The 12,339-nt window shown below is 64.1% G+C and carries 11 protein-coding genes; 5 read left to right on the forward strand and 6 right to left on the reverse strand.

All coding sequences use genetic code 11. The features are described 5' to 3' along the window. The first annotated feature begins 141 nt into the window (after positions 1-141). The 3 genes from G8E10_RS20075 (at position 142) to G8E10_RS20085 (ending at position 3,299) form a co-directional block, all read left to right on the forward strand. The gene (locus tag G8E10_RS20075; RefSeq protein ID WP_110800786.1) at positions 142-942 is read left to right on the forward strand and encodes an inositol monophosphatase family protein; all 801 of its coding nucleotides are present in this window, start codon (positions 142-144) and stop codon (positions 940-942) included. A gap of 247 nt (positions 943-1,189) precedes the next feature. After that, positions 1,190-2,269, forward strand: coding sequence for a MotA/TolQ/ExbB proton channel family protein (locus G8E10_RS20080; protein ID WP_110736124.1), 1,080 nt, complete (start codon positions 1,190-1,192; stop codon positions 2,267-2,269). A 1-nt stretch (position 2,270) separates the two neighbouring features. Further along, on the forward strand, positions 2,271-3,299 hold the full coding sequence (locus G8E10_RS20085; protein ID WP_110736127.1) for a peptidoglycan -binding protein: 1,029 nt from the start codon (positions 2,271-2,273) through the stop codon (positions 3,297-3,299). A gap of 193 nt (positions 3,300-3,492) precedes the next feature. On the opposite strand, the gene G8E10_RS20090 is transcribed toward G8E10_RS20085, so the two are convergent. After that, positions 3,493-4,482: a Bug family tripartite tricarboxylate transporter substrate binding protein gene (locus tag G8E10_RS20090; RefSeq protein WP_167130457.1), complete on the reverse strand. Its 990-nt coding sequence runs from the start codon at positions 4,480-4,482 to the stop codon at positions 3,493-3,495. A 211-nt stretch (positions 4,483-4,693) separates the two neighbouring features. Continuing rightward, entirely contained in the window at positions 4,694-6,490 is a 1,797-nt protein-coding gene (locus G8E10_RS20095) for an ABC transporter transmembrane domain-containing protein (protein WP_425530861.1), read from the reverse strand. A 252-nt stretch (positions 6,491-6,742) separates the two neighbouring features. Between G8E10_RS20095 and rpmE the strand changes: the two genes are divergently transcribed. Further along, positions 6,743-6,964 carry a 50S ribosomal protein L31 gene (gene rpmE / locus G8E10_RS20100; protein WP_092930322.1) on the forward strand — a complete coding sequence of 74 codons (222 nt, stop codon included), beginning with the start codon at positions 6,743-6,745 and terminating at the stop codon, positions 6,962-6,964. 413 nt (positions 6,965-7,377) lie between these two features. On the opposite strand, the gene rcdA is transcribed toward rpmE, so the two are convergent. After that, complete coding sequence (rcdA, locus tag G8E10_RS20105; protein ID WP_062475155.1) at positions 7,378-7,896, reverse strand: protease adaptor protein RcdA; 519 nt, start codon at positions 7,894-7,896, stop codon at positions 7,378-7,380. 428 nt (positions 7,897-8,324) lie between these two features. Continuing rightward, positions 8,325-9,656: an MFS transporter gene (locus G8E10_RS20110; protein WP_167130459.1), complete on the reverse strand. Its 1,332-nt coding sequence runs from the start codon at positions 9,654-9,656 to the stop codon at positions 8,325-8,327. Positions 9,657-9,878: 222 nt separating this feature from the next. On the opposite strand from G8E10_RS20110, the gene G8E10_RS20115 reads away from it, so the two are divergent. Then, positions 9,879-10,034: a hypothetical protein gene (locus G8E10_RS20115; RefSeq protein WP_092935698.1), complete on the forward strand. Its 156-nt coding sequence runs from the start codon at positions 9,879-9,881 to the stop codon at positions 10,032-10,034. 19 nt (positions 10,035-10,053) lie between these two features. Here the strand turns inward: G8E10_RS20115 and G8E10_RS20120 are convergent, their stop codons facing one another. Continuing rightward, positions 10,054-10,974 carry a PhzF family phenazine biosynthesis protein gene (locus tag G8E10_RS20120; protein ID WP_167130460.1) on the reverse strand — a complete coding sequence of 307 codons (921 nt, stop codon included), beginning with the start codon at positions 10,972-10,974 and terminating at the stop codon, positions 10,054-10,056. Positions 10,975-11,204: 230 nt separating this feature from the next. Continuing rightward, positions 11,205-12,230: a class I fructose-bisphosphate aldolase gene (locus G8E10_RS20125; RefSeq protein ID WP_110800781.1), complete on the reverse strand. Its 1,026-nt coding sequence runs from the start codon at positions 12,228-12,230 to the stop codon at positions 11,205-11,207. Positions 12,231-12,339: the final 109 nt, after the last annotated feature.

The raw sequence follows: 12,339 nt of genomic DNA on the forward strand, positions 1-12,339 counted from the left end.
CGGTGGATCGTCAGAACGATCCGCCGCGTTGTCGGCTTGATCCCCGGTTTCCTCGATGGATGCCGTCGTCGCCGACCGTTCTGTGACAGCCCCGCGATCTGCCGGTCCTCTCTCCGGCGCTTTTTTCAGAGGAAGCCCGAAATGGCCCGTTCCGCCCTTCTCAACGTCATGGTCCAGGCCGCCTTCAAGGCCGGCAAGTCGTTGTCCCGCGATTTCGGCGAGGTGCAGAACCTGCAGGTTTCGATGAAGGGACCCGGCGACTACGTATCGCAGGCCGATCGCAAGGCTGAAAAGATCCTTCGCGAAGAGCTGATGAAGGCCCGCCCGACCTATGGCTATCTCGGCGAGGACGGCGACGAGGTCGAGGGCACGGACGGCGCGCATCGCTGGATCGTCGATACGCTCGACGGCGCCACCAACTTCCTGCACGGCATTCCGCATTTCGCCATCACCATCGCGCTGGAGCGTCAGGGCGAGATCGTCACCGCCGTGATCCTCAACCCGGCAACCGACGAACTCTACACCGCCGAGCGCGGCGGCGGGGCCTTCCTCAACGATCGCCGCCTGCGCGTAGCCGCACGCCGCAGTCTGGCGGATTCCGTCATTTCCTCGGGTACGCCGTTCCTCGGCCGCGGGCACCACGGCAACCACCTTATCGAACTGCGGCATGTGATGGGCGAAGTCGCCGGCGTCCGCAGCCTCGGCTCGCCCTCCCTGGCACTGGCCTATGTCGCGGCCGGCCGGTTCGACGGCTACTGGGAACGCGGCCTGATGCCGTGGGATCTGGCAGCCGGCATCCTGATGGTGCGCGAGGCGGGCGGCTGGATCGCCGATATCGACGGCGGCAACAAGCCGATCGAAGACGGCTCGATCATCGCCGGCAACGAATATATCCGCAAGGCGCTGCACGAGGTCCTGCACCGCCCGATGCCCGGCAAGTAATCGAGACCGGATCGTGCCGGCCGCCTGGCACCCGGCATGTCCCATTTCTGCCGTTTTCCCGCGTCGATATCCGTCCGTCGGCGCGGTTTTTCCGGGCCGGCCGTTGCTCTGCCCAGGTCGTTGATCTCTCGCAGAATATGTGCGCGAACCGTTCCGGTTTGATAAATTATGCAGTAGGGTCTGCGCCATATGGCCGGGCCCGGCCGAGAGATGACCGGGCGGCCGGCTGGGAATCGAGAGAAGCGGCATGGCGAAACTGACATTGTCTGGCTGGGATGCGGAGCAGGGCGGGGACTACAATCCGAACAAGCTGACGAGCCCCATGGTGTTCTTCTGGACCATGGTCATCTTCCTCATCATCGTCGGCTTCGTCGGCGCCATCCTGTTCCGTCAGGCGCAGGCCGCCTTTCTCAGCAATCCCGGCCTCAACGGGCTGATCCTCGGCGTGCTGCTGATCGGCATCCTCCTCGTCTTCACCCATGTTCTGGCGCTCAGGCCCGAGGTGCGCTGGTTCAACAACTTCCGCGCCGCTGGCAGCGCCGACAAGGTCGGGCGCGATCCGGTGCTGCTCGCTCCCATGCGGGCTCTGATCGGCAAGCGCCATTCGATGGCTATCTCCACCGCCGCGCTCCGCTCTATTCTCGACAGCATCGCCACCCGGCTCGATGAATCGCGCGATACGTCGCGCTATCTTATCGGCCTTCTCGTCTTTCTCGGCCTGCTCGGTACCTTCTGGGGCCTGCTCGGCACCATCGGTTCCATCAACACCGTCATCCAGTCGCTGGATGCCGGCAGCGGCAGCACGGAAGATGTGCTCTCGGCGCTGAAAACAGGCCTCTCCGCCCCCTTGACCGGCATGGGCACCGCCTTCTCCACCTCGCTGTTCGGTCTTGCCAGCTCGCTGGTTCTCGGCTTCCTCGATCTGCAGGCCGGCCGGGCGCAGAGCCGCTTCTACACCGAACTCGAAAACTGGCTGTCTTCCGTCACCGATGTCAGCTCGGATGTGAACGTGCGCTCCGAAGTCGGTGCTGGCGATCGCTCCGAAGATCTGCGGCTTATCGCCGAGGAGCTGAGCCGCATGACGCAGGAGGGCGGCACGAGCCAGCGCACGACGGCTGCCATGGCCAGCCTTGCCGAGGGCATTCAGGGCCTGGTGAAAAACATGCGCGGCGAGCAGCAGATGCTGCGCGACTGGATCGAGGCCCAGCAGGAAGAGGCGCGCTCCATGCGCCGCACGCTCGACAAGCTGGCCGCGCGACTGTCGGACAACGACAGGAAGACCCTGCCGACACCGCGTCGGGCCAGCGAAGAGACGGGACAGGACTGAGATGGCGCTACGCAGGGGTCGCCACCAGCGCACCGTGGATTACTGGCCCGGCTTCGTCGATGCCCTGTCGACGCTGCTGCTCGCCATCATGTTTCTGCTCTCGGTCTTCGTTATGGCGCAGTTCCTGCTCAGCCGCGAAATCAGCGGCAAGGACGAGGTGCTGACGCGGCTGAACAGCCAGATCAACGAACTGACCCAGCTTCTGGCGCTGGAAAAGAGCGGCAAGCAGGATCTGGAGGATTCGCTCGCCAATCTGCAGGCGTCGCTTCAGACGTCGGAGGGCGAGCGCTCGCGGCTGCAATCGCTGCTCGATCAGGGCAGCGGCAGCACGGCTGCGGCTGACCAGCGGATCGGCGACCTCACCGGACGGCTTGAAGCCGAACAGCAGGCAAGCGGCCGGGCGATGAGCCAGATCGATCTCCTCAACCAGCAGATCGCCGCGCTGCGCAACCAGATCGCCGCCATCGAAAGTGCTCTTCAGGCATCCGAGGCGCGCGACACGACATCGCAGACAAAAATTGCAGACCTTGGCCGTCGCCTTAACGTGGCACTGGCCCAGCGCGTGCAGGAGTTGAACCGCTACCGGTCCGATTTCTTTGGCCGCCTGCGCGAAATCCTGTCGGACCGCGAGAACATCCGTATCGTCGGCGACCGCTTCGTCTTCCAGTCGGAAGTCCTCTTTCCCTCCGGCGGCAACGAGCTGAACCCGGCAGGGCAGGAGGAGATGGGCAAGCTCGCCATGGCGCTGCTCGATCTCGCCAAGGAAATTCCGGCCGAGATCAACTGGGTGCTGCGGGTCGATGGCCATACGGACAACGTGCCGCTTTCGGGCGCCGGTCGCTACATCGACAACTGGGAACTTTCGTCGGCCCGCGCCACGTCGGTGGTCAAATACCTCATCTCCAAGGGCGTCCCCCCCGGCCGTCTTGTCGCCGCCGGCTTCGGCGAGTTCCAGCCGATCGCCGAGGGCGACACCAAGGAAGCCCGCGACCAGAACCGTCGGATCGAGTTGAAGCTGACGGAGAAGTAGGCGAGCGGGGGCAGGGCAAACATTTCGCGCTGGCGATTGCCCCTAACCCTCTCCCCGCCTGCGGGGCGAGGGGACGTGCCCTGCTCGGCGTTTTGATATGTGGCAAAAGCGGTGCCTCAAGGTCCCTTCTCCCCGCGCGCGAGGAGAAGGTGGCGGCAGCCGGATGAGGGGCTAGTCTGGTAAAGACGACCTCTCAATCCAGCGTCACATTGGCGTCCTTCACAACCGGCGTCCACTTGTTGATCTCCGCCTTCACATGCGTCTTCAGTTCCTCCGGCGTCGAAGCGACGATGGTGGCGCTGAAGTCCTTCATGCGGGCAACGACGTCGGGATCGGCCATGGCTTTCTTCGCCGCCGCGTTCAAACGGGCGATGACGGGTTCGGGCGTGCCGGCCGGGGCGAACAGTGCATTCCACGTATAGGTCTCGTAGCCCGGAACGGTCTCCGCGATCGTCGGCACGTCGGGGAAGGAGGCTGCGCGTTCGGCCGTGGTCACGCCGAGTGCCCGCAGGGTGCCGGCCTTGATGTGGCCGGAGGACGAGGGGAGGTTGTCGAACATGATCGGCACCTGATTGCCGATCACGTCGTTCAGCGCCGGGCCGGAGCCCTTGTAGGGAATGTGCTGCATGCTGACGCCGGCCATCTTCTTGAAGAGTTCGCCCGACAGGTGCAGCGGCGTGCCGTTGCCTGAAGAGGCGTAGGAATATTTCTCGGGATCGGCCTTCAGAAGAGCGATCAGCTCGGCCACCGTCTTGGCCGGTAGTTCCGGATTGACCACCAGGACGTTGGGCACCAGCACGAGAAGCGACACCGGCGCAAAGTCCGTCTCCGGGTCGTAAGGCTTGGTCTTCAGGATCAAGGGGTTGAGCGCATGCGTGGCGACCGTGCCCATCAGGATCGTGTAGCCGTCCGCATCGGCGCGGGCGACGTTGGTCGCGCCGAGATTGCCACCGGCACCCGCGACGTTCTGGACGATGACCTGCTCGCCGAGATCGTCCGACATCTTCTGCGCGACGATGCGCGCCACCACGTCCGTCGAGCCACCGGCGGCAAAGGGCACGACCATGGTCACGGTGCGCTCCGGAAAGTCCTGCGCCTGCGCACTGCCCGTGGCCATTGCCAGCGGCAAGGCGAGAGCAAGGGCCGGCAGCGTTCCGGTCAAAAAGGATTTGAAGACAGACATCGCGTTCCTCCCGTCACTGTCTGAGATCTGGCCTCAGCGCAACCTCCGAAGCGCCAGCCGGGATGGAGAGTGACATCGGGGGGAGGGCGGAGACAACCGCCTCTTTGGTCGAAAGCCGCCGCCTCGCCGCATTTTGCCGCGCAGGGCTTCGTTCATGGGTAACCTTCCACCCGCCCATGGATGAGATGGGTGGAAAGATACCCAGCTGGCCTTAAAGGTTGGCGACGTTGAGCGCTTGGGCGCCATGGTCGAACTGCAGCCGCGCGAGGCGCGCATAGAGCCCGCCCTGACGCACCAGCGAGGCATGGGTGCCGTCCTCGACGATGCGCCCCTGATCCATGACCAGAATGCGGTCGGCCTTCAGCACGGTCGCCAGCCGGTGGGCGATGACCAGGGTCGTGCGCGTGCGCATCAACCCGTCGAGCGCCGTCTGCACCAGCGTCTCGCTTTCGGCGTCGAGTGCGGATGTGGCCTCATCGAGCAGCAGCACCGGCGCATCCTTCAGGATGGCGCGGGCAATGGCGATGCGCTGGCGCTGACCGCCCGACAGGGTGATACCGCGCTCGCCGACCGGCGTGTCGTATCCATCGGGCATGGCCCGAATGAAGGTATTGGCCTGCGCGGCGCTCGCCGCCGCTTCCACCGCTGCCCGCGTCGCACCCGGCGTGCCGAAGGCAATGTTCTCGTGGATGGTGGCCGCAAAGATCGTCACGTCCTGCGGTACGATCGCCACCCGGCCGCGCAAACCCCGCGGCGCGAGATCGCGGATGTCGATGCCATCGAGCCTGATCACGCCGCTGTCGGGATCGTAAAAGCGCAGTAGCAGCGAGAAGAGCGTGCTTTTGCCGGTGCCGGAGGAACCGACGATCGCCACGGTTTGGCCCGGCTCTACCGCGAAGCTCAAAGCTTTGAGGCTCTTTTCGAGCGGGCGCGTCGGGTAGGCGAAGTGGACGGTCTCGAACGCGACCCGGCCGATGGCGGGCTGCGGCAACACCTTGGCGTGGGCAGGCTCGGTGATCGCGGGCTGTTCCTGCAGCAATTCGCTCAGCCGCTCGGCGGCACCGGCTGCCTGCGAAAGCTCGCCCCAGACTTCCGACAGGGCGCCAAGGCTGCCGGCTGCAAAGACGGAATAGAGCAGGAACTGGCCGAGCGTGCCGGGCGAGATGGTGCCGGCGAGCACGTCCTGCGCGCCGAACCAGAGCACGGCGACGACGCTGCCGAAGATCATGGTGATGGCGAAGGCCGTCAGCGCCGAGCGCGCGGTGATCGCGCCGCGTGCGGCCCTGTAGGCGTCTTCCACCGTGCTGCCATAGCGCGCCATGGCGGTCGCCTCGCCATTGAAGGCCTGCACGGTGCGGATCGCGCCGATCGCCTCGCTGGCATAGGCGGACGCGCCCGCCAGCCTGTCCTGTGCTTCGCGCGAGCGGCGGCGGACGTTGCGGCCGAAGGCGACCAGCGGAAAGACGATGACCGGTATGGCCATCAGCACGAGGCTTGAGAGTTTCGGGCTGGTATAGACCATCATGGCGATGGCCCCGAGGCAGAGGATGATGTTGCGCAGTGCGACGGAGGCCGTGGCGCCCACCGCCGACTTGATCTGCGTCGTATCCGCCGTCAGCCGCGAGACGATCTCGCCGGATTGGTTGACGTCGAAGAAGGCGGGAGACAGCCGGGTGATATGGTCGAACACCTCGCGCCTGATATCGGCCACCACCCGCTCGCCGAGCGTGATGACGAAGAAGTAACGCCCGGCGCTCGCCAGCGCCAGCACGATGGCCAGCACCATCAGCATGGCGAAATAGGTGTTGATGAAGGCGCTGTCGGAATTGGAAAAGCCGTGGTCGATCATGCGGCGCACCGCCAGCGGCAGCGTCAGCGTGGTCAGTGCCGCGGCCACCAGACAGACGGCGGCCCCGGCCATCAGGCCGCGATAGCGTTTCACATAGGGAAGAAGCCCGGCCAGCGGACGGACCTTTCGCGTGGCCCCTGCCGCCTTGTCGTTGTCGATCGCCACACTGTCCTCCAGTCGCCCAGCGTCTGGACGAAACATTTCACGCGTCTTGCGGCCGGATCATCGAGATTCGGCTTTGCTGACAGGCCTTGCTATGGCCCTTGTTATCTCTTGGGCCTTCATGTATAGGCACCGCATCCAATTGAAAAGACGTTGGCCGAAATGCGGTCTGCGGCTTCATTATCGTGTTCGGTCCCGCAGCCGCAAGTGGTTGCGACAAATGGACCCGGGAACTGCAGGAAGAGTGTTATGAAGGCTGATATCCATCCCGCTTACCACATGATCAAGGTGGTCATGACCAACGGCACCGAGTACGAGACCCGCTCGACCTGGGGCTCCGAAGGCCAGACCATGAACCTTGAAATCGATCCCCATTCGCACCCGGCCTGGACCGGCGGTAACCAGCAGCTCATGGACCGCGGCGGCCGCGTTTCCAAGTTCAAGAAGCGCTTCGAAGGCCTCGGCCTTTAAGATCCGCTTTTGCTGGTGCGTCGCTTCGGCGCGCTGGATGCAGTGATTAATTGGAAAAGCCCGGTTCGCCGGGCTTTTTTGTGTTTGTTTGGGTAATTTAAAGAGAGGCCTCTGGGTGTGTCCGCCCCTCATCCGGCTGCCGCCACCTTCTCCCCGCAGGCGGGTAGAAGGGACATGTGGCGCCGGTGCGGCGTACACAGACACCTCTTCCTCCCAGCCTCTGCCGATATGAGACCCGCGAAGCCCACCGCGCAGTCCCTTCGCCCCGCCTGCGGGGAGAAGGTGGCGGCAGCCGGATGAGGGGCTGCCACCACCATTATCGTTGCGGGCATGCCAAAGAACGCGACATCACCCAAACACGAAAAAGCCCGGCATGCCGGGCTCGTTTCTTCCGATAGTGACCGTCTGAAACCTCAGTTCGCGCCAAAGGCCGTCTGAAGCAGGTTCAACTGGGCCTTCACGCCGTTCTGGTTGTCAGGCACGAAGCTGCCGGCTTCCTGGGGGCGGTAGATTTCGCGGTCGAGCAGGGCGACGCGGTTCTGGAGGCGGAGCGAGCGGTCGATGAGGTCGCGGAAGCCCTCGGGGAGGTCGGACCAGCCCGGAGCGGTGCGATCGACATTGAAGCTGTCGAGGCGAACCTTGTTCTTTTCGGAAAGCACCTGATCGCGGGTCATCTCGCCGTTGTTCACGGCGCGCTGGAGAAGAAGCCAGGAGGCCATCTGCATCAGGCGGGTGGTAAGGCGCATGGATTCCGCCGCATAGAGAACGGACGCCATGCGCGGCAGAACCTTGGAGGCTGCGCGGCCGTGGCCATCGAGATAGCTCGCCGTTTCCTCGACCAGCCCCATGCCCTCAGCGTAGAGCGCCTTGAACTGTGCCGATGCTGCGGCGTGGCCTGCAAAACTGACGGTGTTCAATCCGCGTTCGGACATGTTTCATTCCCTGGTTAGACGCATTCACTCGGTCAGGTAACGGGCGGGTCGATAAAAAGTTTCTAACGCCGCTCTTCTCAACACGAAGAATGGTCTCATAGCGCATTTCGCGCAAGTATATTCTTAAGAAAGGGTTAACATCCACACCTTGATGGAGACGCGTGGCCCAAGGCGTAACGAAGACAAAAAAAAGAGCCGCAAAAGCGGCTCTCAAGGTAAAACAGGGAGAAAATCAGACCATTCGCCGAAGTGAAATGTCTGAGTCCAGAGCGAACTGGATGTCATGATGTATAAACCGAAATGCTTAACGGACGGTTAAAAGTGTATTGTTCCGGCCTCGATCCGCGACATTTTTCACAAAATTATTGTTTCGTTCATCTTTCGACACAGCGGGCAGCATCGCGATTCGTCTGCTGTTCTCGCGTCCCTTACGGATTGGGCTGTGTGCCCTCCCGATTCACGGTCTCCGTTGCACCATCTCGTTCTCCGGCCTCGTCCAGTGACGGATCGACCACCGTTGCCTGCGCGGCGCGCGGGGACATCTGCAGACTTTCCGGCGTCGCCATCAGCGGTCCGTTCGATATGGTGGCAGGATAGGGGTCGCGTTGCGAGACGGGAACGGCCGCCCGGCGACGGCTGCGGAAGAGGGCATAGGCGAAGACGATCATGTGGGCGCAGGCCGTGATCATGAACAGCGCGTAGGGGCCCATCATCGTCATCACGGGGCCGCCGACGGTCGGGCCGATGATCGTGCCGATACCGTAGAGCAGCAGCAGACCGCCGGAGACTTTCACGAAATCCTCAGGCGCTGCGAAGTCGTTCGCGTGGGACACGGCGATCGGGTAGAGCGCGTTCGACATGGCGCCGTAGAGGCCAACCATGATCAGCAGCGACACCTTGCCCGCCGGCTCGAACAGGAAGATCAGCAGCCCCGCCAGCGCGGCGACGGCGGAGATGCCGGCCAGCACGTAGCGTCGGTCCATCCGGTCGGAGAGCCGGCCCGCCGGAAACTGCATGATGGCGCCGAGGAAAATGACGGTGCTGACCATAACGGCGACATCCGCATCCGGCAGGCCGGCCTGGCGCCCGAAGACGGCGGCAAGCGTGCCATAGGCGCCATTGGCGATGCCGACCATGAGAATGCCGAGGAACGACACGGGAGAATTGCGGTAGAGGCCGGCCAGATCGAGGCGAACCTGTTTCAACGGCTGGGGGGAAACCGCCGTCGACATCAGGGTCGGCAGCATGGCGACGCAATAGACGATGCCGCAGACCATGAAGAGCACGGCCGTGTTGGTGTCGCCGAAGGGCACGATCATCTGTCCCGCGACCACGCCGAACAGCGTGATGGCGATGTAGAGCGAGAAGATCGCGCCGCGGCTCTCGTTGGTGGCACGCTCGTTCAGCCAGCTCTCGATGATCATCGACGTGCCCGCGGTGCAGAAGCCGGTAAAGGCCCGCAGCACGACCCACCAGATCGGATCGACATGGATGCCGGTCATCAATGCGACGATGGCGAGGATGGCCGCGAATATGCTGAAGGCCCTGATATGGCCTGCACGCCGCACGATGGCGGGCGCCGTCAGGCAGCCGAGCACGAAGCCGCTGGCCCAGGACGTGCCGAGCAGGCCGAGCAGCGTGGCCGAATAGCCCTCCGTGGTGCCGCGCATCGGCAGGAGCAGGCTGTGAAGGCCGTTTCCGAGAAACAGGAACAGGGTTCCAAGGAGAAGGGCCGCGACGGGGAGGAGATTTCTGGTCATGAGACTTCGCTTGTTCCGGACGTGCCGGCGAACCTACTGCAAATTTTGCGAAACCGGAATCGGTTTGAGCATCAATCTCCTCCAATGTTCCAGACGGCGGCTGCATCGCCATCCGCGACGGGTTCCGGCGGAGACCGAACGTTCCCGCCCGGTCGTAAGGACGCTCGAAACCGAACGGAAAGCGCGTCGCATGCCGGCCACAATTGTTCTATGGTCGCGGCGATGTCCAAAGCGCTCTCCCTCCTGCTTCTCGCCCTGATGACGGTCCAACTGGTGAAGCCGCTGGGCTGGCCGGGGCTGCGCTATCGCCGGGATTTCTGGAAGATCGCGGTGGCGGCCATCGCCGTGATGATGCTGACGGTGCTGATCCGGCCGTAGCGGCGATCCAGAGAGCGCGTCAGACCGTGAGGGTGCCGCGCATGACCTCCACGCAATCGCCGATGACGAGCACGCTTCCCGGCTTGCCGTCCGACATGGAGACGCGCAGGCGGATGTGGCTGGCGCGGCCCATTTCCACGCCCTGGTCGATCGTCAGGTCCACCGTTTCGGGCACTGAAGCCACCGTGGTGGCGAGATAGGCGGCGAGGGCTGCCGAGGCGCTGCCGGTTGCGGGGTCTTCCGCGATGTTGTCGAGCGGCGCGAACATGCGGGCGCGCAGCGAGAGCGGATTCTCGGCGGAGCGGACATAGAGGAAGACCGATAGGCGGCCATCGACCGGGTCGACGCCGGCCTCGGCCGCCGAGAACAGGCTTGTGTCCGGGTGCGCCGCGGCGAGCGTGTCGAGATCGGGCAGCTCGGCGACGAGGAAGGGCAGGGCGACAGAGAGGAACAGCGGGGCGTGGTTGCCGGTGGCGATCTTTGCGGGTGCAAGGCCGATCATGGGGCCAAGCGTGTCCACGGACAGGCCGTCTGCGACGGTCAGCATTTGCGGCGCCTGAATGCTGGCGCCGGTGGCAGCACCGCCGGCGTCGCGCTCCACGGTCACCTCGACGATGCCGGCCCTCTCCTCGAAGCGCAGCCGGTCGCCGACGGGCTTGCCGAAGACATGGCCGGCGCGGGCGAGCGCGAAGGCGGTGCCGACATTGGGGTGGCCGGCGAAGGGCAGTTCCATGGTCGGCGTGAAGATCCGCACCTCTGCCGTATTCTCCGGGTTCGCCGGCGGCAGCACAAAGGTGATCTCGGAGTAATTGAACTCGCGCGCGATCGCCTGCATCGTCTCGCTATCGAGCCCCCGCGCATCGGCGATCACGGCCAGCGGATTGCCGCGGAAGCGCTCTTTCGTGAAGACATCGAGGGTGACGTAGTCGAACTGGGTCATAGGGAACGGGCTCCGGTGATGCTGCGTCAAGAGCTATCCCGGATGCCGGCAGGTGCGAAACGGCAGACTTGTGACCGTGACAATTTCGACGCCTTGTTGCTTGAGCGATGCTCCGGCCCTGCAAACGGCACAAAAAAACCCGGCCGCACGAGGCGGCCAGGTCTCCTCCCTCCCAGAAGGTGTGCAAGGCATCCTGTCGGACGCCCTGAATGGGGTATGCGAAAGGGTGATCAGGCCGCTTTCTCAAGATCCTTCTTCCAGCCACCCTGGGCAGCCAAGCCGCACATCCGGGCGCGGTGGGTGAAGGCGCGCTGGCCGGCGGCGACGTTCTCGGCCTTGCCCTGCCAGGCGTTCAGCGCTTCGGTCTGCAGCGCGCGGCCGTAGGAGAAGGTCATGGCCCAAGGCAGGTCGTAGCCGGCGATCATGGCGGAGAGGTGGGCGGTCGCTTCTTCCGTGGACTGGCCGCCGGAGAGGAAGGCGATGCCGGGGACGGCGGAGGGGACGGTGCGCTTGAGAACGGCGACGGTGCGCTCGGCGACCTGCTCGACGCTGGCCTTGCGGGCCTTCTTGCCGTCGATGACCATGCTCGGCTTCAGGATCATGCCTTCGAGCGAGACGCGGGCGTCGGCGAGTTCGGCAAAGACGATGCGCAGCGTTTCCTCGGTCACCTCGGCCGAGCGCTCGATCGAGTGGTCGCCGGGCGTGCCGTCCATCAGCACTTCCGGCTCGACGATCGGCACGATACCGGCTTCCTGGCAGAGGGCGGCGTAGCGGGCCAGCGCCTGGGCATTGGCTTTCACCGAGCCGAAGGTCGGCAGCGTGTCGGAGACCGCGATGACGCCGCGCCACTTGGCGAAGCGGGCGCCGGCCTCGTAGTAGCTCTTCAGGCGGTCGGCGAGGCCATCGAGGCCTTCGGTGATCGTTTCGCCCGGAAACTTCGCCATCGGCTTGGCGCCGGTATCGACCTTGATGCCGGGAACGGCGCCGGCGGCGCGGATGATGTCGACGAAGGGTGTGCCGTCGGCCGCCGTCTGGAACAGGGTTTCCTCATAGAGGATGACGCCGGAAATATGCGATTTCATCGCTTCGTCGGCGCGGAACAGCATCTCGCGATAGTCGCGGCGCGAGGTCTCGCTGGAGGCAAGACCGATCGTGTCGAAGCGCTTGCCGATCGTCGCGGTGGATTCGTCTGCGGCCAGAAGACCCTGTCCCTTTGCCATCATCGCTGCGGCAATATCTTCCAGTCTCTCGGTCATGATTCATCCTCTGCGGCGTTTTGTCTCTACCTCTGGCGATAGCAGAAGTCGAAGAGGATGCAAAATAAATTAAAATATTTAAAACGATTGAAAATAATTTAATCGTTTG

The organism is Ferranicluibacter rubi, from assembly GCF_011603255.1.
In the GTDB taxonomy this organism is placed as follows: Bacteria; Pseudomonadota; Alphaproteobacteria; order Rhizobiales; family Rhizobiaceae; genus Ferranicluibacter; species Ferranicluibacter rubi.